The organism is uncultured Lutibacter sp. (assembly GCF_947495725.1).
Classification (GTDB): domain Bacteria; phylum Bacteroidota; class Bacteroidia; order Flavobacteriales; family Flavobacteriaceae; genus Lutibacter.
This window is the reverse complement of the sequence record NZ_CANLZZ010000001.1, coordinates 463477-487910: the sequence shown is the minus strand read 5'-3', so window position 1 is coordinate 487910 and position 24434 is coordinate 463477. Positions and strand designations below refer to the sequence as shown.

The window sequence follows — 24434 nt, the reverse complement described above, 5'->3', positions numbered from 1 at the left end:
TTAAGAAATTAGCCACACAAACTTTGTGGTTAGTTTAAAGTTCTTTTGTTATTTTAAAACTGTTTTCGCGGTACATTTTATGCTCTAAAACCTGTGATGGCATTTCGATGTGGTTTTCATCAAGAATTTTTTTAATATCCGTAATTGCTTTACTTCGTATGTTGTGACCTAGATAATTATCGGGTAATTTTTTATTTGTTAGAATATCTATCCAAAATAGCACTTGGATGTTTGTTGTATATTCACCTAATTCTTGAACTATAACACTATATGTTGGTGTTTTTAATATGTTATTATTGGTTTTAAGGTAGTTTAAAATTAATTTTCGAGTTACATCAATATCGCATTCAGGTGCAATACCAATCATAAAAGTTATTCTTAAAAAGCCATCTTTTGTATAGTTAATTAAAGTGTTTTTTATAATGGATGAGTTTGGAATATAAATGTCTTTTCCTTCTGCACTTCTTAAATGAGTAGTTCTTAAATCAAGGTCTTTTACAGTTCCTTTATCTCCTTGTATTTCTATAATATCACCAACCTCAAAAGGTCTTTTTAATGCTAAAATAATTCCTGCTAAAAAATTTTCGCCAATATCTTTAAAGGCAAAACCAAAAACAATGGCACTTACCCCAGCTCCGGCAAAAATAGTACTTGCTAAACCTGTAAAGCCAACTACGCTTAATGCCATTATTACTCCAAAAAGGTAAAATGTCCATTTAATAACTTGCGCTAAAAAATTAGAGATAATATTATCTTGCCATTTTCTTTGAGTAATTTTTACTATAATTTTAAAAACTATTTTACCTAAAGCTATAGCAATAATTAAAATTAAGATTCCGGTAATTATATTTGGAATTAGTGTGCTAATTTGTTCGAAATAATCACTGAAAATCTTTTGAAAATCGATATTCATAAAATGTTTCATTTGAAATTTTGTATTAAAAATGTATTATATTTTTGTTTCTAAAACCATTTTTTCTTTCTGAAAAATAAAAGCATACCTATTGCAACTAAAATCATAACAATCCACATTATAAAATAACTGTATTTGTAGGAAAGTTCTGGCACATATTCAAAGTTGGTTCCATAAATACCCGCTATAAATGTTAATGGAATAAATATTACCGAAAAAACGGTGAGGAATTTCATGATGTCATTTAACTTACTGCTAATTGTTGTGTGATAAATGTTAAGTTGGTCGGACAATATTTCACGGTAATTATCAGTTGCATCATTGGCTTGGCTAATATTGTCTTCAAGTTCTTTAAAATGAACATATGTGCTTTCTGTAATATAATCCGATTCGGTTTTTGCTAATGAAAAAATCATTTCTTTAGCTGGTTTTATGCTTTTTCTTAAAAAATTAAGCTCTCGTTTATAATTGTTAATTTCGTTAATAACATTTTCAGTTGGATTCATTAAAAGATTTTCTTCTAAGGTTTCCACTTTTTCTCCTAAAACGCTAATAACATATAAATAATTATCTACAACAATATCTAATAAAGCAAAAGTTAAATAATCAATTCCTCCATTACGAATTCGTTTCTTTTGCTTTCTTATCCTTTCTCTTACAGGTTCAAAAACATCTCCTTTTTGTTCTTGAAAAGAAATTAAAACTGATTTTGAAAGTATTAAACTTAGGTTTTCAACTAGTGTTTTACCAGTTTGCTCATCTAGTCTTAACATTTTTAAGGTTATTAACGTACAATTATCGTATTCAATAACTCTGGGTCTTGCTTCTGTATTTAATACTTCTGCCATAACCAAGGTGTCAAGATTAAATGAAGTTGTTATTTCTTGCATTATTATGGTGTTGTGCAATCCATCAACATTTAACCAAGTTACTGTATTTTTGTGTTGAAATTCACTAATTTCTTTTACTGTTTTAACATCATCTTCGGTTAAATTATTAGCATCAAAATCAATAACTCTTAATAAAACTTGATCTGTTTTTTTCTGTCCTCTAAAAATTAAGGCATCTGGTGCTAAACCAATTTCTTTCTTTTTCTTTTTTATAAACCTTGCCATGTTTTTATTCATTTTAATCAATTGGTTGCATGTTGGACCCTTGTGCTTAACCAAATTTAACCATAAATTTACAAGGTTTAGCTAGTAATGTTACTTTTTTCTAACAAAGAATACTATAATGCCAATTATTAAAATTGCGATTGCTCCTAAAGAAATCCAAATGTAGGAAGGGTGTTTTTTTATTGTATAACCAAGTTTGTACCCAAGGTTAAAAGCTGTTTTTTCAACTTCAGTTTTCCCCATAAATTGATCTAATTTTTGATCATACTTTATGTTAATAGAATTAAAAAACGCTGTTTTTTCATCATTTTGTAATGCTCCACTTGTTTTGCATTCAAATAAATAGATGTAATTGTTTACTATGAAATATTCAATTTCGTAGGTGCTTTCTTTTAAAGAATCTTTAAGTGTTAAATGATAGGCTTGTAAGCTATCTTTTTCTATCAATTTTTCCGATTCAAGTTTAAATGGGGAATTTTGGAGATACGTTTTAGTTAAAGATTTGTAATACGTTTCTAAACTTTTTAAGTCATATGGAAGATTGGATTTATATATACTAATACTATCGTTTTCAGCGAATTCCTTTTTAACTATAAATTCAGAGTTTTCAACTTTTGATTGAAATTGTATTATAGTTTTGTTATTGCTAATAGAGTCAATTTTTATAGCATCTCCCGGGATGCTTACCGAAACAATTGAATCAATTTTATAATTATTTTGACTCCATAAATTATTTAGTGAACTAACAATTATCAGTAGAAATAGTAACTTTCTCATAAATAGGTTTTTGTTATTAGTTGCAATTTTTTTCTGGTTGTTACAGCTTTTTGAATATTAAATTTAAGTTTTTTTGTTTAGAAACCTGCTATTTTGTAGAATTGAGCAGTTTTTTATGGTCTTGCATTTTTAGCATCGCTATACCTATAAATTCCAAAGCCTTTTATGTTTAAAAATTCTTTATTACTAATATCTGTGCTTGCATTATATTCACCGCTCCATTCTACAAATGCATTTTCGAATTCATTGTCCATTCCTGCGGTTGAAAAATAATTCCAAATTTCTGGAGATGGCGACATTTGGTAAACGTTAAATAAAATAACAATAGTTACTTCTTTATTTAGTTCCATTCCTGCCTGTGCCAATAAATTTAATTTGTTCACAATAGAATTTTCTGCTGTTGAGTTTGATAAATGCCAAGCATCGCTATGGTAATTGGTTAAAAAAATTTGGTCGTGATGCATTACCAACTCTTTTGCAATAGTTAAGCTTGGTGGCAACCCAGGATCTTTAATTTTGCCAATATAGAATTGACGTGTTATACCTGCATTAAGTGGTGCAACTTCGCCAGGAGGTGGCGTAAATTTTAAATCATTTACTTTGTTTATCCAAGGTGCATAATTGTCGGTAAAATTCATACTGCCATTCCAAAATTCAATTTCACTTACAATACCATCGGGTCTGCTGTCTTTTCGGCCATCGTGGTATTCTTCAATTTCGGTAAATGAATCTCCAAATCCAGCAGAAACAAAAGATACTCTTACATAAGGATCTTGGTTATGAGCTTTTTTTACAAAAGAACGCAAATCATTATCTAGTTCGTCTCCAAGTGCTGCTCCAATATTGTATAGGTAAATGTCTGTAAAATCATTTTCGTCAACCCAAGCAAGCAAATTATCTTCAAGGGTATTGTTACCTAAAATACCTCCAGTATAAAAATCGTTGATGTATACGCCACGGTGTTCGGCTAAAAGTCCAACAGAAACGGTACCATCATCATCGTCACAAGAGTAACAAAGTATAAGGATACATACTATTTTTAGTAAATATTTCAAATTTAGAAGTTAAGTTTATAATTACAACCAAACTTTGGTTATGCTTCTAATTTAGTAAATAAATAGCACTTATAAAATTTGTGAATATTTTATAAGTAAAATAGAACCAGATAATTATAAATGCGTTGTATTTAGTTTTTAATGATTTTGTAAAGTTTCAAAAACTATTTTCCAAGAGTCATCTGGTTGTCTTTTCCAATTGATAATGTAAGTGCCAACATTTTTAATAGTATCTAAATTTTCTTTATTAATAAATATTTCATTAAAACTGTTGTAAGATATTGCCATATCTTCAGATGGAATGATAGTTGGTCTTCCACGGTGAAGGAGTTTTACTTCATATTTAGCGTAAATCCGTTCCCATTGGGCTTTTAGAGAATCTTTGGTTAAATGTTGAATTGGTCCATCTGGATAAATAGCGGTATAATTGTCGGCATAGAATTCAATCCAATCGTAATCAAATTTTTGATAAACTGTATAAAGGCTATCAACTTGTTTTGTAATAAGCGTTGTCAGTTCCGAATCTGGTGTTTTTGATTCAGGTTTTAATTTTATTTCTTTCTCGCATCCAACAAGAATTACCAAAAATAAGCCTATTAGCGATAACAGCAGGTTTAAATGTTTCATGTTGCAGGTTTTAATTTCACAGGTGTTTGTGATTGATTAGTTAGTTTATTCAACCACTAATTTAATAAATAAATAGCACTTATAAAATTTGTGAATATTTTAGTATGAATCTCATAACCTAGTAATTAGGTATGTATTTTGTTGTTTTTTAGCTTAAAATCCAATTAATAGCCGCTTCAGGTGTACTAAACGGGCACGAGGTATAACCGTCATCTAAGTATTGAACAAGAATGGGAACAACAATATCTTTAGGCTTATCAGTAATTATGGCAATTTTAAAATTTCCAAATACGTCTAAATTATTTTTATAAAAATCTGCTATTTCGGCGTGCTCACTCAGTTTTATATTAAATTTCGAATTTCGAAAATCTAAAATAAATCCTTTATTTTCTTTTGGGATTATATTATTTTCAAAAGCATACAGCCAAGAAGATTTTATATCTTCAATAGTAATTAATCCATAATGGTATTTAAATAAAATACCTAGAGAACTATCAAATTTAAATTTGATATTATGTTTTATTAAGTTCAAAAACTAATCTATTTACAGTTTCTATAAAATTATTTAAACATTGTAAATTTATTAAAAATATATATGAAAAGTTGTCCTTTATCTGAATTTTTGTAATTAGTGTGCGATCGCTTTTTTCTAAATGTTTTGTCCAAATGTCAACAGGTTATTGTCTGGATCTAGAATTGAAAATTCTTTTTGTCCCCACGGTTTTATTTCCAATGTTCCATTAGGGTGAATTTTGGTTTTATTTTCTAATAATGATTTATAAAATGCATCAATATTGTTGGTTCTAATATAAACTTGTCCGTAATTTTCTTTAGGTTTAAGTTCTTTAAATTCAAAGAAATGAATTTGAATTTGATCTTTTTCCAACATCAAATAGCCATCATAGTCCACGTTTCCAAAATCTTTAAAACCTAATTGGCTTAAGTAAAATTCTCGGGTAACTCTTTTGTTTCGCATTGGTAATTTTGGATGGACATTTGTAAGCATAAAGTTATATGTTTAGGTGTTATTTTAGTTAACGTTGTTATGTGTAGTTATTTTTTAATTTCTACTAATTTCAATTCTTTATAATAAGCATCAATTCTTGCATGTGCAGTTCCGTCAACTAATAAGATAACTATTAACATAGCTATTGTAGTAATGCTAATGGCTCTCCAAGTTGGTGTATTGATAAATAAAATTAGTAAAGCTGCAATAATTATTAATATTGGAATAACCTTAAATACAACTGTGTATTCTTTTAAAGTACCTTCAGAACGTTCAATTTCGGACTGATAAAAAGCTGGTGCATTAATAGTAAAGTCTTTTTCAAATTGTTTAACTCTTTGAATATTTGTATAGTTTAGTCCACTGCCAATTATTAAAAGTAATATACCAGCTACTAAGGTTGGAATGATGTATGCTTTTGCCAAATCTGTTTTTCCTAACTGCCAAAACCCTAAACTTGCTATTATAAATAGTATTGCAAACATGATAAAGAATCGTGTTGAAAATACTTCGGCTTTTGCCCATTCTGTAGCTAATTTTAATAGTTCCATTTTAATTTAATTTATATTTTTCTCTGTACTCGGTTGGACTTATACCTTCTTTTTTCTTAAATAATCTTGAAAAATAAGGAGGATATTCGAACCCTAATTCATAAGCCACTTCTGAGATGCTTTTATTAGGTTGTAACAATATATTCTTTGCTTCATCTATTAAATGCAAATGTAAATGTTCGGTTGAAGTTTTACCTGTTTCTTTTTTAAGAGTATCACTTAAGTATCGTTGAGAAACTGATATTTTTTCAGCTATTTGTTCTATGCTTGGAATGCCTTTTTCTTGTAATTGTCCCGATTCAAAATATTCGCTTAAATGATGATTAAACTGTTCTAATAAATTGTTAGAAAGTTCTTTTCTATTTAAAAACTGTCTTTCATAAAAACGATTGGCATATTTTAAGAGCGTATTTAATTGAGAAATAATAATTTCTTTACTAAACGCATCTTGATTGTTTTGATATTCAATTTCAATATTTTCTACAATTGCTTCTATTTGCTTTTCTTCCTTTGGCGAAAGGTGCAATGCTTCATTAGTTGAATAAGAAAAGAAACCGAATTTTTTTATTTGTTGTGCTAATTCTGTTCCCTTTAAAAAATCTTCATGAAAATTTATTGAGAAACCTTTTTGCTCAAAAACTACGCTATTATCCCATTGTAATACTTGTCTTGGAGCAATAAAAATGAGTGCGCCATTGGTAAAATCATAAGTTGTTCGTCCGTAGTTTAAGTTTCCTTCCACAAACTTTTTTAAACTAATGGAATAGCAATCATTTGTAATTGGTGGTGAACTTTCTCTTGGACAAGGCAAAAAACCATCACCCTTTGAGTTAAATACACTTAACATTGGATGTTCTGGGCGTGGAAGTCCTAAATAATCTAAATACGATGATAATGTTTTAAAATGTTGCATAATTTAAATTAGTTCAATAATACATTATTAATTTCACTTCCATTTAAAGTCTTTAAATTTTGAGGTTTTTCTATTAATACGAGCATCGCTTTTCCCAATTTTTCTGTAGTAGTAACCGATTTCATTCTTTGCATTATTGGAAATAAAGGGCGTGTAATTAAATATAATAGATTGTACAATTTAGTTTTAGATTTAATGCCACGTTTTGGTAAAATAACTCCTGGTCTAAACGCATAAGCACCTTTAAAACCTTTATTAAAAATTAAGTTTTCTGTTTTACCTTTTACTCTTGCCCACATAATTTTACTTTTTTCGGTGCTGTCCGTACCTTCTCCCGAAACATAAATAAAAGTTAAGTTTGGGTTTGTTTCGTACAATGCATTAACTAGAGCTTCGGTAAATGTATATGTAAATTTATAATATTGTTCATTTGTTATTCCTGCAGAGGAAACTCCCATACAGTGAAAACAAGCATTATAGCCTTTAAATTGGTGTTTAATTGAACTAAAATCTGTAAAGTCTTTATGAATGATTTCTTTAATTTTAGGATGTTTAATATCAATTGAAGATCTATTTATTAAGAGAATTTGTTTAATTCTATCATTATCTAAACTTTCTAATAAAACACCTTTGCCAACCATTCCGGTAGCGCCTGTTATAATTACATTCATTTCTTTGGTTTTAAAAATTCCATTTTGCACCTGTTTCTTTTTCTGAAAGTTCCCACAATCTTTTAGCTACGGCTTTATCTTTAGCGTGCGGAGCTAAGGTATGTTCACCAACTGGACCTGTCCAATTGTTTCTTCCTGTTGGTCCGTAAAAACCTTTCTGATCTAGGTTAGGTTCTGTAGCACACATTAATTGCGGATACGCACCTTTTTCAGCAGATTGCACAAATGGAGATAATTTCATTAATTGCCAAACAAAGCGTGTTATTAAACTACCACTGGTTTTAATTAAGGATGTTCTGGAAGCACCTGGATGACAAGCATACACTTTTACATGAGTTTTTCCGGCTTTTTTTAATTGATCTTGTAATTCGTAAACACACATAATTTGAGCTAATTTACTTTGACTATAAGCATTATTAGGTGTGTAATCCTTATCCCAATTCATATCATCAAATTTAATGGTTTTAATTCCCATATTGTACCCCAAACTTCCTACCGTTACAATGCGTCCTTTAGATTTTTCAATAAGTGGAAACAATAAAGCTTGAAGTTTAAAATTTCCATAGTAATTTGTTCCCATTTGACTTTCCCAACCATCAACGGTAAGTGTTTGTTTTGGTACTTGGGCAATGGCAGCGTTACAAATAAGAGCATCGATTTGAGGAACTGTTTTTAAAACTTCTTCTGCAGCTTTTTTTACAGAAGCTTGTTCTGCTAAATCCATTTTTATGGCTAAAACATCTATGTGGCTACCAAGTTCCTGTTTTAACGTTTTAACTGTGTGTTCCGCCTTTTTTGAGTTTCTATTAAGCATTACCACCTTTGCACCTTTGGAGAGTAATATTTTTGCAGCTTCAAAACCTGTTCCGCTGGTAGTACCAGTTATAACAAATGTTTTACCATTCAAATTTCCAATGCTGTCTGGTGTCCATCCTTCTTTGCCAAATTTATGTGTATCCATTTTACCTATTTTTTAATGATTAAAAATATAAGACAAAGGTGGGACAATTGTAATCTTGTTTTGTTATACAAAATTTCGAATGTTGGATACTTTTTCGCGGTCATAATGTCTTGTCCCTAAATATGACTAAAGGTTAAAATTGATTATAAAATGTTAAATTATAGGTCATATTGGTGTTTTAAAATTTAAAGATAAGTGTAAACTTATTTTAAAACAAAAAGATGCTATTAAATGGTGGTTAACTATAAGTATACATAGTGTAATTTATTAGGGAGTTTATTGTAAAAGTTGAGGGGGTTTGATGTAAATTAAGTACTATATATTACTAAATATTGTACATTAATTGAAAAAATAATGTACAATAAATTTGAAAAAATTGTAGAATATTTAGGAAAGCATTTAAATTGCCTCTAAAACAAGGTGTTAGCAATAAATTTAAAATTACTAAAAAATTAGTAATAAAGATTATGAAATAAGACTATTTATTAACATTTAGGCAACTAAATTACAAGTAGAAAACCCGCAAAAATTTTCGGAAGTAGGCGATTACTAGCAATTGATTATTCACTTTGTTGTACTTTTGTTATTTTTTATAACTTAAGATTATTTTTTTTCTTCTTCAAGTAATCCAATAACTTCTGTCATTCCATTGCTTATTCTATTCATATAATTAATCCTTACAACTTTCATCTGTAAAGAATTATTTAACGTGGCAAACGTAGAAGGACGTGCAAGGATTTCCAAAAATTCTTTTTCAGTTAATCTAAATCTTTCAGGTATCATTTCATTAGGGGTAGATAAAATTTCGCTTAATCCTATTTCTTTTCTTAGTTCCCAGTCAGAACCATTATAATACATATCATTACTAATTTTACGGTGAATGGATCCACCAATGTCGGCAGACATTATCTCAGCGTAAAGTATTAGTACTTTCTTATTATTAATCATACTAAGCCTGCCTGACGATTTTGAATCTTCATAAATTGGTAAATTGAGATCATAAGGAATGCCATATGTTATAAAATCTCCAAGTTTTTTCAGTGAATCTATTTGAATTGTCAATTCTTTAGATCCAATATGTTTTAAATACAATTGACCGTCTGCAATTAGAGAATCACCAAGGGCAATAGCATCATTTATTATAACCCTCGATGATTGTAATTCTACAATTAAGTCATCAATTAACTGCTGTTTAATTATCTCATTTTTCCTTGATTCATTCCAATTATTTAAACTCAGCGCAATTAAAATTCCAATAACGACCAAAACAATTTCTCCAATAGCATACTTTAAATACTTTCCAGCGTTATTTTTTTCCATAAGGTCGTAGCGTATTTTTCTAAAGAATTTTATCATTGGTAAGTGGTTGTTTATAGGGTAATTAAGTTTATGTGGTGTTGGACTTTCGAAATTTTTATTCTAAATTTTAGGATTATATATTTTATCGTTTCCATCTTTTATATCTTTTTTTTGGAGGTTCTAATTTCGGTAGTTCATTTGATACAATTTCTATATCTCTATTTCTTAAAATCATTTCTATCAATTCAGTTGTTATATCAAATTGAAGTGATAAATCAGTAATTGGAACCCCTTTTAAATATCTTTCTTGTATTTTCTGTTGTTCAATTTCAGTAATGTGATTATTTGTTTGATTATACTTAGTTGAGATTTTTGTTTGATAATTTTGAAGGACTTTGATTAGATTAGATAAAACAGTTGGATTTATTTTTATAGATTGTGATTTTCTATAATCCTCATTAATAGTTTGCTTAATCTCGATATATAACTTGTTATTATTGTGTTTAATTAAGTCTATTAGAAAATTACTTTTTGTAAATTCAAGTTGAGTTGTTTCAATAATCTTTTTCATTTTATAACCTTTTAATTCTTCGGAATTAAATAATATTTTATTATCAATAGCATTTTTAATGCAACTAATTTAGTAAATAAAACCGAATAGAAAATTTGAAAGGGTTTTGTAAGCGGTTGATTATAGAGTGATTAAGTTTATGAGGTGTAAGGCTTCGTATTTTATTTCTGTGCTGTTTGCAACGTTTGAAAAGATATACTCTTTTGCAATTTTTGGCGTTATGTTGGCTTGAGGGAATTACAAATGTGTATGGCTTTCAGCGTTGGCTTAACGTGGTCCCATAAATCGGTCGCCATTAAAATGAATCATATGACTTGGCATTTCGCAAATCCATATTTCTGTTTCCCACGCAATTTTTTTCGACCATTTTTTAAATTCTGTAAAATCAGGAAATGCAGTAACATAAATTTTTCCAGCGTCACACTTCTCAAGCAATTCTTCTAATTCGTGTATTCTTTTTGGGGAAACTGGTCCGTGAGATGTAACTGCTTCTATTAAATAAAGCCAATTTTTTGCACGATGATATAGAACAACATCTGGAAGTTTGCTATGTTGGTCGATTGGAATTCCAATTTCTGCCAAAGTTTCCTTATCATTATAAAGGTCTTTTGTTTCTGTATCGCCTAAATATAGTAATTCGCTACCTTCTGCAAATTCAGGTAAAAATTGCTCAACTACAGCTGCCTGCACTTCATTATGTTTGCCTGGTGAAAGTTTTAAAATTTTTCCATTTGGTAATGTTACAGGAACTCTATCTACAGCCTTTCTTTTAGCATATTTTTTTGATAAATCTCCAATTGATGCTCTGAATTCTTTTGAATTCGCTTTCCAATTTTTTGTTCCAAAAGTTTTAATTACTTCCAAAGCTTCTTTTGCAATTCCATAATGTGCTCTAGGGCTATTTACTGGTAAATTTGGAATGTCAGGATTATAATCTACAATTCTAGCTTGGACGAATTGATGAAGAACAAATCTTCTGAATGTTTCTCTTGTGTTTGCTGCATACTCTTTATCATAGAATACAGTACTAAATTTCATTATTCCTTTACTAACTCCAAGACTTATTTTTTTTGCATCTTTCCAATCATCAGTTTCTTTAATATTGCAGAGAGCTAAAAGAGTAATAGCTGACATTTCATTTTGCTGTGATTTGGGTAGTCCTAAATCTTTTAGGATAATTTGAGCTTCTTCAATTTTATTCATTTAATGCTAAAATATTTTGTTCTAACCATTGGTCAACAATGGAATTTATTTTTTCTTGAGAAAAATCATTTTCTTCAATAAGTGTAGAGCCAACTTCTCTTATGACTTCAATAGTTGGAAATGGCATTAATCGTATTTCCGTAGCACTAACGTTTACATTTCCATTAAAAGTTCTAAAATAAGTATCAAAAACTTTAGAGTTTAGAATTGCAGAAATTCCAACAGCTTCGTTTTCTTGAAGTTCGCCATCAAGTCGATATATATAATTCAGTTTGTTTTCAATTCCAATATAATCGCTATCATTAAATCTTGAAAAATAAGGTGAAGCGATTAATCTACTTTTATCATCTTTAGAACTAAATCGTCTTAAAAAAACATAGTTTTTGTTAACTGTAAGCATCTTTTTAGAAACTTCCGTTTTGTTTATGTATTGGCTTTTGTTAGTTACAAAATTTGGCCATTCAGCTTTCATTTTTGTAACGTTATGTAACCAATATAAAGGTGCTAAAAAAACGGTTGAGTTTTGGTAATTGTCAAATAAAAATTCTCTGGAACGAAATGAAACTACTGGTCCAGTAGAAATTTGAATACCAAAGTCAATCAAATTGTTATTCCAAGATTTGAATAAATGGATTACATTTTCTTCATATTCTGTAGTTGGTAGATGAAGTATTTTTGCTTTAGAGTTTAAATTAATTAAATCACTAACATCAAAAGTCTTTTGTAATGGCTCTTGAATATCTTTAAGACCTTCTGAAGTTGATACAATAACATCTGTTAAATTATCTTTACTTCCTTTTAAAATTAAAGTTTCTTGCAGAACACTATCTCTGTCAAAAGTTTCACTTCGTGATTTAAAAAGGTGAATAAAATTTAAATTGATATTGCTGAAAAAATAATCTCTGAAAGAATTGAAATATTGACCAGAAGCGAAGCTTCTTGGTACGATATATATTAATTCCCCATCATTTTTTAAAAGATTAACTGAAACAGCTAAAAAGAAAGAATAAATATTTGGTTGTCCTTTCACTAAATTCTGTAAAAGTTTAACTCTTTTGTCATCTTTTGCAAGTTTGAAATATGGTGGATTTGAAATTATATAATCAAAAGTCTCAATGTGATTTTCCATTGATTTTGCCATATCTTCTATAAAATCACTTGTCAAAAGTGTATAGCTAAATTTCACTTCTCTTTCTTTACACCATTGTTTTAAGTGTTGTAAAGATTGTTCCGTGTAAGGAACTAAAGTGATATCAGTTTCGTATGCAACTAATTGAATTGAGTTTAAATCAAATTCAATTAATTTTTCGATTAGTGAACAAGTCAAAATTGCAGTTCCGCATCCTGGGTCAAGTATAGAAATATCTCTAGAATTCGGCTCGGTTGCAATATTTCCCATAAAATTGGAAATTGTAGTTGGTGTAAAGAATTGTCCTTTTCCTTTTTTATGTTCTTTAGATACTGTGGAAGTGTATTTCACGCCAAGTACATCGGCAAATTTGCTCGGTAAAGTATCTTTGTTTTTTTCTATTTCTAAAGTAGTTTGCATTGTTCCAAAGTTACAAATTTAGTCTTGAGCGTTGGCAAAAAAACAGCTCTTTTATTTTTTCAGGTGTTGGCAGAAGCGTTCGGAAAAAAATAAATGTGCTGTTTGTGTGTTGGCTTTTTTAGTTCGAATTTTGATGTTTTGCTCTATTTTCCACATTATGCACAACGGGTTTTATATGATTTGTACGACTGGAAAATCGGAGATTTTACGGACATAGCAAATCGCTTGTAGAACGTTAGTCGTTTGTGCTATTTCAAATTTAATATTATTTTGTTTATAAAAACACTCTGTTTTACCAAATTAAACATTTTATGATGTCACTTGTTTAAAACGGTGCTTTTATTTTGTTTCTTTCTTTTTTGAAATATACTTTTTGGTTAAAAGGGCTAGTGATAAAAATATTACAAAAAGAATAATTTTTCCAATTAAATATCCATATCCGTATTCAGTTAATCTTTCAAAATCGTTAGTTATTATATTAATAATGTTAACTAATAATACTAAAGAAATTATAGTTGATATGTAAAAAGTTGATTTTTTCATTTTTAGTATATTAAGAAGAAAGGCAACAGTTAAATTGCCTTTCTTCTTTATTCAATAACTATTTTGTTACTGTTGTAGTTGTTGGAGTATAAATTCCAAATGTTAATGCAGAAACTAATCCGTTAACAAACGATTGTCTGGTGGTAACGGTGTAGTCTTTTGCACCATTAGCCATTTGTTTTGAATTAGAAACGCCAACAGGAGCTAACCCATATACAACATAATGATTCCATTGAGTTGTTTGCGAATTTCCTTTTGCTCCATCTCCTACAACACTTGTATAAGAGTAGCAAGAAGATAATAACATTGATGATGCAAATACAATTGTCATCATTTTCATTGATTTTTTAATCATTCTTTTTTTAATTTAAATTAAACATTTATTTGAATTACTCATAATTGAGTTTTGTTAGACAATAATAATAATAACTGTTTAGCATATGGTTTTTAAGGGTTTAGGTATACCATACTTTGTGTTTATTCTTTAGTTTTTTATTTTCTATTAAATAACTTCAATATACATTGAATCATAAATTGCATACAACGCTATTATATGTAAACACTAAATGCGTTTATCCCAATTAAATTAAGGGATAAAAAACGCTTTTATAGTTTTTATTTATCAAGTTGTTTGTAAAGCAATTTTTACTGTTCAAATGTAATAAAAATATAAGATTGTAAAAGCTTATTTTAGGTAAATTTAATTACATGCGTCGTCGTTGTCCCGAGAACTCCATAGCTTCTCCTTTTCCAAAGCCATAACTTAAACCTAAAGTTACAAAACGTCCTCTTTGGCTTGTTCTGCTTAAGTAATAAGTTGGTTGTGTAGTTGTATATGCAAATTTGCGCGATTCAAAAATATCTTGTACACTTAAATTTACAATGGCTTTTCCTTTAAATATTTTTTTTCTAATTCCGACATTGGCAAAAATTTCTTCTGCTCGTTGTTCTAAAACACTTTTAAAAGGCGATCTGTAATTTCCAGTAAACTCAATGTCAATTCCTGCGGGTAATTTAAACTTAGAATTTAATTTAGACGACCAAAGATCTCCATTAAAATCGAACGAATTTCCTTCAAAACTTCCGGTTCTTTTAAACAAGTTAAAATTGGCATCTAAACTTATTGTAACCCATTTTGCCGGATTGTATTTTCCGTTAAATTCTAAACCTGTGGTATTGTTAGTTCCAATATTTAAAGGTTTTCTAATGCTTACACCATTTTCGTAACTAATAACACTTTCAATAACATCGGTTGTGCGTCTAAAATAGGTTCCAAAATTTAACGAAATTGCATTTAGTTTAATAATACTTGTTAGCTCATACGAATCGGTAAATTCGGGTTGTAAATCTGGATTTCCATTTGAAATATTAAAATTATCTCTAATTACAGTAAACGGATTTAAATTCCATAAACTTGGTCTGTTAATTCGTTTTGAAAATCCGGCCTGAAAAGAAAGTGCTTCATTAATTTTGTAAGAAGTATGTACACTTGGAAAAAGGTTTGTATAGTTTTGTGAGCGTTTTTCGTTGGTGGTTTCTAACAAGGTTTCTAAATCGGTATTTTCTAATCGCGCACCCAATTTTAAACCCCATTGTTCGCCTTCAAAACTTGTGGTTGCATAAACACCCAACACATTTTGATCGTAATTAAATACATTGGTTAAATTAGGATCGCTTACCCAAACATTGTTTGAGAAATTTTGTACTTCATAATCGTTAAAAACATCTTGTATTAAATATTGAGCACCTGTTTCTAAGGTATATTTTTCAGAAAATGGAAGTGTGTAATCTAATTTAAAGGTGTATTGCACTCTACCAAAATCGGTAATATTTTTGTCTTGGTTATTTTGCTCGTTTGTACCAAAACTTACAACATCTGTAAAGTCGGCTTCCGAATCTTTTTTAAATGATGATCCCATTGCCGAAAACAATAAACTGTGATCTTCGTGGTCGTCGAAATCCTTTTTAAATTGCAATTCGTATTGCCATTTTGGGTTATCGGCTAAGGTTAATTCTTCTCTATTCCATTCGTCGGTAATTACATTGTTAGCATCAAAACGAGTGTATTTGTTATTTCCAGGTGTGTCTTCTTTTTCAAACGCATAATTTACCGAAAGGGTAATTACACTGTTTTTATTAAGAAAGAAATCGGAACCCAATAAAAGATTATAAAACTTTTCGTGCATTTCGTTATAACTATCACTTCTTAGCAAGGTGTTATTGGCGTAATTTTGATTGATGGTTTCTCCATCTCTTGGAAAGGTTCTTTTTCCTACACCAATTTGACTAAAAATATTTAGTTTTTCGGTTCTGCGGTTTATACTAAGTCCAAAACTATGCGTATCTGGTGTTCCAACATTTAAAGTAGCCGAACCATTTAATCCTTTCTTTTGGTCTTTTTTTAATACAATATTTAAAATTCCTGATGTACCAGATGCTTCATATTTAGCCGAAGGATTTGTAATTACCTCAATTTTATTTATCATTTCGGCAGTTATGGTTCCCAAAGCATTATTACCATCGCCACTTGCAAGCACCGAAGGTTTTCCGTTTATTAAAATTTGTACACCTTGGCTACCACGCAAGCTAATTTTACCTTCAATATCTACATTAACAGATGGTACATTATTTAATACTTCTAAAGCACTGGCTCCCGAAGAAGACAAATCACTTCCTACATTAAATACGCGTTTATCTAGTTTAAATTCGGTGGTGGATTTTGTTCCAACAACAGTAACTTCTTCTAAACTTTCAGAATCTTGTTCAAGATAAATGGTTTGTAAGTTTAAAGTGTTTCCTTTTAACTGAAAATCTTTAATTTGATTTTTTTTGTAACCAATAAAATCTATTTCAATATAAAAATTTGAAGTAGTTGAAATAATTTTAAAACTACCATTTTCGGCTGAAGTAGTTCCTTTTATTGGTTTATTTGTAGCGCCATCTACAACTATAACAGTTGCATATTCTATAGGTTCGTTTAAATCTTTGTCAACAATTTTTCCTTTAATTTCAATTTCCTGTTGCGATTGTGCATTTAGTACAGTTACATTGAGAATTGTAAAAGTTAACAAAACAATAAAAAAATAATTTTTAAACATAGTTAGCAGTTTAGTAAAACCAAATATAAATTATTTTAATTAAGATATAAACTTACTTCTTTGGCTCTCGAATTAAGTACATATAAACCGGATAATGATCGCTATAACCATTTATAAACTTGCTGCCAGCAAAACTTCTATGTGGATATCCTTTGTATTTTCCCTTTTGAGTTGTTAAATATTGCGGATTAAAAACACCAACTTTATACATTTTATAGGTCGAAAATTCTTTTTTGGTAGTTAATAACGGCGAGGTAAAAAGAATTTGATCGAAAAGATTTATGTTGTCTCTGTACACCAATGTATTTTGTCCACGTCTAAACATATCTTCCATTGGGTTGTAAATATCACCTTTTTTTACTTTTGCTTTTTTAGCTTTAGTTTTTAACACTTTTTTTAAACTTGTATTTGTTGGGTCGTCATTTAAATCGCCCATAATAATAACTTTAGGATTGGGATCCGAAAGTTTTATTTTTTCAATAATTTGGGTGTTTAAAAAGGCAGCTTTTTCTCTTTTACTGCGACTTTTTTCTTCACCTCCACGACGCGATGGCCAGTGATTAACAATAATATGAATTAATTCATCATCTAAATATCCCGAAACCAATAATTGATCTCTGGTAAAAATTCGCATTCCTTTTTCATCCCATAGTTTTAGCTCAAAAGTTTCGTGGTGCGTTGGTCTAAAAGCACTTTCTTTATAAAGTAAAGCAACATCTATTCCTCTTAAATCGGGCGAATCGTAATGAATTATTTGATAATTTTCATTTTTTAATTTTTCGGTTGCAATTAAATCTTCAAGTACTTTTCTATTTTCAACTTCAACCACACCAATAATTTCGGCTGTTTTTTTAGTGTCTTTTACACCTATTTCCGAAAGTACTTTGGCCATATTTTTTAGCTTGTTTTGGTAAATTTCTTCTCGATTTTCTGAAATTCCCATTATTGGGCTGGCTTCATCATTTTTTTCTGGGTCATCTACCGTATCAAAAAGATTTTCCAAATTGTAAAAAGCAATGGTTCTAATGGAATAATCTTGCTGACTAATGGCGTAATTTGAAACTAATAAAAAAACAAAAAGGAGTGATAAAATTCTTTTCATAAAAAAATATTTAATGTGAGTAAATGTACTAACAATCTTTGAGCCAAGAATATTTTTGATTTTTAATTTTCCATAAAATTTTGTTAATTTGAAAAAAAAATTGAATGAAAAAGCTTATTATTTTAAGTTTTTTGTGCATCCTCTATGGAAATAACTCACATGCGCAAATTACTACTTCCGTTGTAGGAGAAATTCAAGAAATAAGATTAAATAAGCCATTAAAAGGTGTTGAAATAAAACTTGAAACACTTTCGAAAATGGTTTTTACCAACGAAAATGGTAAATTTAAATTGGATGCTGTTCCAATTGGAAAGTACGAGATTTTACTATTTTTAAATGGATATGAAACTCAAAAAATACCCGTTCATTTAAATAGTAATAAAGAGTTAGATTTAGGACTTATTTATTTAACACCGTTAAAATTTGAGTTTGAAGAAGCAAGTTTAATTTCAATTTCGGATGAAGATTTGTTGGATAACGAAAATCAGAATTCCGATTATATTGCAGGTTTATTTCAATCTTCGAGAGATGCTTATTTAAAAGCTGCCGCGTTTAATTTTAGTCAGGCTTGGTTTAAAGTTCGTGGTTACGATTCTAGTTATGGAACGGTTTCTATTAATGGAGTTGAAATGAATAAATTGTATGATGGCCGACCGCAATGGAGCAATTGGGGCGGATTAAATGATGCTTTAAGAAATCAGCAATTTTCAAATGGAATTCAACCTTCCGAAACAGCTTTTGGAGGAATTTTAGGAACTACTAATTTTAAAACGAGAGCTTCCGAATATCAAAAAGGAACAAAAGTGTCTTTGTCTTCAACCAATAGAAGTTATACAAGTAGAGTAATGGCAACTTATGGAAGTGGAATACTCAATAATAATTGGTCGTACGTAGTTTCAGGCTCCAGAAGAGCTGCGCAAAATGGCTATTTTGAAGGAACAACTTACAATTCTTGGGCAGCATATATTTCGGCTGAAAAGATATTAAACGAAAACCATAGTTTAAATATAACAGCATTAACTTCATTTAATAGAAGAGGAAAATCATCGCCAAATACTGAAGAAGTTTATAGCTTAAGAGGTTATAAATACAATTCGTATTGGGGAAATCAAGAAGGCGAAAAAAGAAATTCTAGAATGAAGGAGATTTTTGAGCCAATTGTTATGTTAAGTCATTTTTTTGAGAAAGATAAAGTTTCTTTACAAACAACTTTATCGTATCAATTTGGACATATTGGAAATAGTAGATTAGGCTATTTTAATGCTCCAAATCCAGATCCAACATATTGGAAATACTTACCGAGTAGCTTTTTAAGGTTTGAGGATAATTTAGATTATGCAAATGCTTATTTATCAGAACAAGAATTTTTAAAAAATGGGCAATTAAATTGGAGTGAATTATATCAAATAAATAGCGAAAGTGAAAACGCACATTATTATGTTTATGAAGACAGGGTAGATGATACGCAGCTAAATTTGAATTCGTTATTAACCGCTAATTTAAATGGAAATTTAAATTTAAATGCAGGAGTTTCATTTAAAAATTTAACATCTGAAAATTATGGGAATATGTTGGATTTGTTGGGAGGTACTAGTTTTATAGATTTAGATCAATATGCCATAGGAGATGCGCAACAGAATAATTTAAATAACCCAAATAATAGTGTTGGTGTTGGAGATACGTTTCAATATAATTATACGGTTTTAGCAACTATTGCAAGCGCTTTTGCACAATTGCAATTCAGTGAAAAAAAGTTAGATTATTTTGTTGGGCTAAATCTTAAAAACACGAGTTATCAAAGAGATGGTTTGTTTAAAAATGGAACGTATGCAAATAATTCATTTGGTAAAGGTGAAAAACAAACATTTTTAGATGTTAGTGCAAAAGGAGGTTTAACCTATAAAATAACAGGACGACATTTGGTTAATATAAATGCAGCCTATGTTTCTAATGCACCAACTATTAGAAATACATTTTCAAATTCAAGAGTTAATAATAATATAACGCCAAATTTAACCAGTGAAAAAGTAGTAACAGGTGACGTTAATTATATATTTAGATCTCCAAAAATTCAATCCAGATTAACAGCTTATTACACCAAATTTAGTGATGCTATTGAAACATCGTTCTTTTTTGCTGAAGGTTTATTGGGCGATCAAGCCGATTTTGTGAACGAAATTATAACAGGAGTTGATAAAAGAAATATAGGAGTTGAATTAAGTGCCGAATATCAATTTACGCCAGCGGTAAAGTTTATTGCCGCAGGCTCTGTAGGGCAATATACCTATGATAATAATCCACAATTATTTTTGCAGTCGGAAAGTTTTATTGATGAAAGTAGTGATTTTGGAGTGGCTTATTTAAAAGATTACCGTATTTCTGGAACACCACAAAGAGCCTATTCTTTAGGTTTTGAATATCGCGATCCAAATTATTGGTGGTTTCAGGCAAATGCAAACTTACTTTCACATAACTACTTGGATATTTCTCCATTATTGCGAACCGATAATTTTTATTTAGATGCCGATGGGGTTCCTTTTGTTGATGATGAAACAGGTGTTGAGGTAAATCAAAATCAAATAGATAATTTACTAAAACAAGAAAAGTTTGAAGATGCATTTTTAGTAAACTTAGTTGGTGGAAAGTCATGGAAAATAAATGACGCTTATTTAGGTGTTTTTGTAGGCGTTAATAATGTACTTGGTGAAGTGTTTAAAACCGGTGGTTTTGAGCAATCGAGAAATGCTAACTACCCCGAATTAAAACAAGATAAACAATTAGAAAAGCCAATTTTTGGCCCAAAATATTGGTATGGAAATGATACTTCCTACTATTTAAATTTATATATAAGATTTTAAAAATAATGCTATGAATTTTTATAAAACTTTAAAAATAACCGTACAAACATTAGTTGCCTTTAGTTTTTTAATGGCTTGTGTTAAAGATAACGAATTTTCAACTCCAAAAGTTGGTTGCGACGAGCCAGATATAACGGCAACAAGCACCATTGCACAAGCAAAAGAATTGTACACTTTTGGGGGCGCAACTCCCATTGATAAGGATGTTGTTATTAGTGGGTATGTTGTTTCAAGTGATGAAACAGGTAATATCTACAAATCAATTTCCATTCAAGATAAACCCGAAAATCCAACTTCAGCTATAAAAATATCAATAGATGAAACCGACTTGTATACCAAGTATAATGTTGGTAGAAAAATTTATGTAAAATTAAAAGGATTGGCAGTTGGTTATAGCTTTGGAAGTATCCAAATTGGTAAGGCTTTAAATGGTGAATTAGGTAGAATTCCATCTACGGAGTTAAATGATTTTATTGTGCGTTCGTGTGAAGTTGCGGAAATTGTTCCTAAAGTAATAACTATTGATGAGATAGATGAAAGTATGTTGGAAATGTTGGTCGAAATTAAAGATGTACAATTTAAACAAAACGAATTGGGACAATCCTATGCAAACATTGATAATACAGAAACAGTTAATAGAGTGTTGGAAAATTTCTCAAGCGATTGTAAACTTGGTAGTGAGGTTTTTATTAGAAATAGTGGTTTTGCCGATTTTAAAAATCAGTTATTGCCAGAAGGAAAGGGTAGTATAATTGCCGTTTTAGGAAATTATTATGACGATATTCAATTGTACTTAAGAAATGTTGAGGATGTTAGTTTTACAGAAGCAAGGTGTACATATACCAATGCATTAGAGCCAACTATTTCAATTGCTGAAGTTAGAGAGCTATATAAAGGTAATAGAGTAGAATTTGGTGTAAACAATAATTATATAATTGAAGGATTTGTTATTTCTAGTGATGAAGAAGGGAATTTTAAAGAGCGTTTAGTACTGCAAGATGCCATTGAGAATCCTACTGCCGGAATTCAACTTTTAATTGAGCAGGAAGCTATTTTTGAGCATTTTAAAATTGGAGATAAAGTTTATGTTAAGTTAAATAAACTTTATATGAATGAGGAAGATGGATTTTTAACAATTGGAGAGGCAAAGGGAACGGGTTTAACTGAAATTGAAGAAGATCAAGTGCACAATGTTGTTTTTAATACAAATGAAAATTTTGATATTGTTCCAAAAAATATAGAAATAAGTGATATTCAAAATGGAACCTATAAAAATACTTTAGTAAATATCTTAAATGTTCAGTTAGTAGAAAATGAATTAGGAAAAGCATTTACTTATTTTAGTGGAAATGATGATGGTACTAGAACACTAGAAACTTGTAATGAATTTAATAAGGTGGCAGTTTTTACCAATGGTGATGCAGAATTTGCAAATACGTTATTTCCTGAAGGTCATGGAAATATTGTAGGTGTATTATCAAATATGTTGGAAATTAGAACTCTAAACGATGTTAATTTTGAAAACGACTATGAGGTTTGCCCAATTATTGAAACTAAAATAATGATTACGGAAATTGCCGATCCCAAAAATAGTGTCTCATCAAGGTTTGTAGAATTGTACAATGCTGGGGAAACTGCGGTTAATTTAACTGGTTGGAAATTGAATAAATATATAAATGGAGCAACTACTGTTTCGGGAACTCCTATTGAATTAAACGGAATTATTATTCCTGTTGGTGGTTTTGTAATTATTGCTAATACGGATTTTGATGATGTTTTTTCAATAATTCCAACTATTGAAAGTAATTATATTTCTGGAAATGGAGATGATGTTTATGAATTGGTAGATAATACTGAAACACGAGTCGATATTTTTGGAGTTATAGGCGAAGATGGAAATGGAACAAATTGGGAATATACAGATGGACAAGCCAAACGAAAATTGGACATAAATAACCCTAATAATATTTTTACAATTAGTGAGTGGGAAATAGCTTCAAATGCAAATAATATTTTGATTTCTAACCCAAATACGCAGAAAAATGCTCCAAATGACTTCTCTCCAAATTATAGATAATGTAAAAAGAAACCTTAAAAATGTTAAAATATTACGAATAAATCTATCTAAAACGTATTCATATTGATAATATGCTAAATTTCAATAAAAACATTGAAAAAGAATTAAATTTTTTAAAGTTTAAAAATATATTCAAATATGTCATAAATTTGAGTAGTTGAAACAAAGAAAAATAAATTATAAAAATTAAATATTATGAATAAATTTAAATTATTAATCGTAGCATTATTAGTAGGAACATCAAGTTTGTTTGCAGGTACTTTTAACTTAGATGTTTCAAAAGATGAAATTAAAAAACAAGTTGTTGAATTAGTTCAAGCTTCAGATGCTTCTATTCAAAATCAAGTTGAGGTAATGGTAACTTTTACATTCAATACAGATGGAGAAATAGTAGTGAAAAAAGTTGGTTCTAGAGACAGAGAAGTTATAAACTTTATTCGTGAGAATTTAAATTGGAAAAAAATTGAGAATCCTGGAAAAATAAACAAAGATTACTCAATGCGCATTGTTATTAAATAACTATTTGAACATTAATTAAAAAAACTCAAACTTTTAAAGTTTGAGTTTTTTTTATGCGTTATTTAGTTGTGTTTTTTAAAGAGAATAGCTTAAACCAAATACCCAGTATGTTTGTAATTTGTTATCAACTGTATCGAAAGTTAAAGAAGTATCATCTTTAAGACCATAGTTTAAAGCTTCTTGTTTGTTTTTTCTTAAACCTAAGTCAAAACCAACACCAATACCTTTCCATAATGTATATCCGAAAGAGTTTATCCAAGTCCAGTTAGAATAATCTGAACTTTTATAACTTTGAAATGTAGAGAAGTTTGTTTTAAACTTTACAGCTCCTAATTGTTTAGAATAATCAGCAACTATTTTTGCCCCAAGAGAAGATTCAAAAACTGTTTCTCCTTTGCTAAAAACAAAATTGTAATTTAATGGATGAGTTACAACAATAAGATCTTTTATAGGTGTCCAAGTAGAACCAACCCCTAAATCTAAGTAACCAGGATCATTAAAGTTATTTAAAATTGTTGTTCTGTATTCTCCTAATGTTGAAATGGCAAATTTCTCACTTAATTTTCTACCATATAAAGATGTAATACTAAACACATCTGTTGCTTCTTGAAATCCTTTTTGCTCACTTTCAGGCAAGTCTTTATCATCTAACTTAACCCATCCTAAATTTATATTTGCTGAATTTCTCCAAAAAAACTTTTCTTGAAGGTTATTTGCAAAAGCATTTACAGTTACCCCAATATTTCCTGAAGCATTGTTTGGAGTTCCTTGTCCGTACCAGTTGCTAAATTCAGAAATGCTACCTCCAATAGTTCCAAATGCACCTTTTTTCCAACCTGGAATTGCATTTATTTTACTTTGAATAGCATTAACTTCTGCTTGTAATTCTGCAATTTTAGCTTTTTTAGGAGCTTGTTCTGCTTTTAATTCTTCCAATGTTTGTGCTTTACTTATAGTAGTTGCACATACTAAAACAAGTAATAAAATAATTCTTTTCATAATTTAGGTTTTTTAATTTAAATCAAA

General features: G+C 29.5%; 23 protein-coding genes. 3 read left to right on the top strand and 20 right to left on the bottom strand.

The genetic code is table 11. The features are described from left to right. Nucleotides 1-34: 34 nt before the first annotated feature. From Q0776_RS01960 to Q0776_RS01870, 19 genes are all read right to left on the bottom strand, one after another. Entirely contained in the window at nucleotides 35-925 is an 891-nt protein-coding gene (locus Q0776_RS01960) for a mechanosensitive ion channel family protein (RefSeq protein WP_298364279.1), read from the bottom strand. A 38-nt stretch (nucleotides 926-963) separates the two neighbouring features. After that, nucleotides 964-2040, bottom strand: a complete 1077-nt coding sequence (gene corA / locus Q0776_RS01955; RefSeq protein ID WP_298364276.1) for a magnesium/cobalt transporter CorA — start codon at nucleotides 2038-2040, stop codon at nucleotides 964-966. A 78-nt stretch (nucleotides 2041-2118) separates the two neighbouring features. Beyond that, a complete protein-coding gene (locus tag Q0776_RS01950; RefSeq protein ID WP_298364273.1) occupies nucleotides 2119-2805 on the bottom strand; it encodes a hypothetical protein in 687 nt (228 codons plus the stop codon). A gap of 113 nt (nucleotides 2806-2918) precedes the next feature. Then, complete coding sequence (locus tag Q0776_RS01945; RefSeq protein ID WP_298364271.1) at nucleotides 2919-3860, bottom strand: hypothetical protein; 942 nt, start codon at nucleotides 3858-3860, stop codon at nucleotides 2919-2921. A 138-nt stretch (nucleotides 3861-3998) separates the two neighbouring features. Continuing rightward, nucleotides 3999-4487, bottom strand: a complete 489-nt coding sequence (locus Q0776_RS01940) for a hypothetical protein (protein WP_298364270.1) — start codon at nucleotides 4485-4487, stop codon at nucleotides 3999-4001. A 148-nt stretch (nucleotides 4488-4635) separates the two neighbouring features. Further along, nucleotides 4636-5019, bottom strand: a complete 384-nt coding sequence (locus Q0776_RS01935; protein ID WP_298364268.1) for a hypothetical protein — start codon at nucleotides 5017-5019, stop codon at nucleotides 4636-4638. Nucleotides 5020-5136: 117 nt separating this feature from the next. Further along, nucleotides 5137-5493, bottom strand: coding sequence for a VOC family protein (locus Q0776_RS01930; protein WP_298364265.1), 357 nt, complete (start codon nucleotides 5491-5493; stop codon nucleotides 5137-5139). Nucleotides 5494-5540: 47 nt separating this feature from the next. Then, the gene (locus Q0776_RS01925) at nucleotides 5541-6044 is read right to left on the bottom strand and encodes a hypothetical protein (protein ID WP_298364262.1); all 504 of its coding nucleotides are present in this window, start codon (nucleotides 6042-6044) and stop codon (nucleotides 5541-5543) included. 1 nt (nucleotide 6045) lies between these two features. Next, nucleotides 6046-6957, bottom strand: coding sequence for a response regulator transcription factor (locus Q0776_RS01920; RefSeq protein ID WP_298364257.1), 912 nt, complete (start codon nucleotides 6955-6957; stop codon nucleotides 6046-6048). Nucleotides 6958-6965: 8 nt separating this feature from the next. Then, complete coding sequence (locus Q0776_RS01915) at nucleotides 6966-7628, bottom strand: NAD-dependent epimerase/dehydratase family protein (protein ID WP_298364251.1); 663 nt, start codon at nucleotides 7626-7628, stop codon at nucleotides 6966-6968. 10 nt (nucleotides 7629-7638) lie between these two features. Beyond that, the gene (locus Q0776_RS01910) at nucleotides 7639-8589 is read right to left on the bottom strand and encodes an SDR family oxidoreductase (RefSeq protein WP_298364247.1); all 951 of its coding nucleotides are present in this window, start codon (nucleotides 8587-8589) and stop codon (nucleotides 7639-7641) included. 603 nt (nucleotides 8590-9192) lie between these two features. Continuing rightward, nucleotides 9193-9909: a DUF6090 family protein gene (locus Q0776_RS01905; protein WP_298364245.1), complete on the bottom strand. Its 717-nt coding sequence runs from the start codon at nucleotides 9907-9909 to the stop codon at nucleotides 9193-9195. Nucleotides 9910-10030: 121 nt separating this feature from the next. After that, complete coding sequence (locus tag Q0776_RS01900) at nucleotides 10031-10459, bottom strand: hypothetical protein (protein WP_298364241.1); 429 nt, start codon at nucleotides 10457-10459, stop codon at nucleotides 10031-10033. 267 nt (nucleotides 10460-10726) lie between these two features. Further along, complete coding sequence (locus tag Q0776_RS01895) at nucleotides 10727-11662, bottom strand: BsuBI/PstI family type II restriction endonuclease (protein ID WP_298364238.1); 936 nt, start codon at nucleotides 11660-11662, stop codon at nucleotides 10727-10729. Beyond that, the gene (locus Q0776_RS01890; RefSeq protein ID WP_298364234.1) at nucleotides 11655-13211 is read right to left on the bottom strand and encodes an N-6 DNA methylase; all 1557 of its coding nucleotides are present in this window, start codon (nucleotides 13209-13211) and stop codon (nucleotides 11655-11657) included. Before Q0776_RS01890 ends, Q0776_RS01895 begins: the two co-directional genes overlap by 8 nt. A 339-nt stretch (nucleotides 13212-13550) precedes the next feature. After that, nucleotides 13551-13754 (bottom strand): hypothetical protein, encoded by a 204-nt coding sequence (locus Q0776_RS01885; RefSeq protein ID WP_298364231.1) that lies wholly within the window; start codon nucleotides 13752-13754, stop codon nucleotides 13551-13553. A 58-nt stretch (nucleotides 13755-13812) separates the two neighbouring features. Next, nucleotides 13813-14109 (bottom strand): Bor family protein, encoded by a 297-nt coding sequence (locus Q0776_RS01880; protein ID WP_298364226.1) that lies wholly within the window; start codon nucleotides 14107-14109, stop codon nucleotides 13813-13815. 349 nt (nucleotides 14110-14458) lie between these two features. Further along, nucleotides 14459-16852 (bottom strand): outer membrane beta-barrel family protein, encoded by a 2394-nt coding sequence (locus Q0776_RS01875; protein ID WP_298364223.1) that lies wholly within the window; start codon nucleotides 16850-16852, stop codon nucleotides 14459-14461. A 52-nt stretch (nucleotides 16853-16904) separates the two neighbouring features. Then, nucleotides 16905-17954: an endonuclease/exonuclease/phosphatase family protein gene (locus Q0776_RS01870; protein ID WP_298364220.1), complete on the bottom strand. Its 1050-nt coding sequence runs from the start codon at nucleotides 17952-17954 to the stop codon at nucleotides 16905-16907. Between the two features lie 104 nt (nucleotides 17955-18058). Between Q0776_RS01870 and Q0776_RS01865 the strand changes: the two genes are divergently transcribed. The 3 genes from Q0776_RS01865 (at nucleotide 18059) to Q0776_RS01855 (ending at nucleotide 23408) form a co-directional block, all read left to right on the top strand. Further along, complete coding sequence (locus tag Q0776_RS01865; RefSeq protein ID WP_298364217.1) at nucleotides 18059-20812, top strand: TonB-dependent receptor; 2754 nt, start codon at nucleotides 18059-18061, stop codon at nucleotides 20810-20812. 10 nt (nucleotides 20813-20822) lie between these two features. After that, the gene (locus tag Q0776_RS01860) at nucleotides 20823-22889 is read left to right on the top strand and encodes a DUF5689 domain-containing protein (protein ID WP_298364213.1); all 2067 of its coding nucleotides are present in this window, start codon (nucleotides 20823-20825) and stop codon (nucleotides 22887-22889) included. Nucleotides 22890-23084: 195 nt separating this feature from the next. Then, nucleotides 23085-23408: a hypothetical protein gene (locus Q0776_RS01855; RefSeq protein WP_298364210.1), complete on the top strand. Its 324-nt coding sequence runs from the start codon at nucleotides 23085-23087 to the stop codon at nucleotides 23406-23408. A gap of 75 nt (nucleotides 23409-23483) precedes the next feature. On the opposite strand, the gene Q0776_RS01850 is transcribed toward Q0776_RS01855, so the two are convergent. Next, nucleotides 23484-24407 carry a DUF3078 domain-containing protein gene (locus tag Q0776_RS01850; RefSeq protein ID WP_298364207.1) on the bottom strand — a complete coding sequence of 308 codons (924 nt, stop codon included), beginning with the start codon at nucleotides 24405-24407 and terminating at the stop codon, nucleotides 23484-23486. Between the last annotated feature and the right edge of the window lie 27 nt (nucleotides 24408-24434).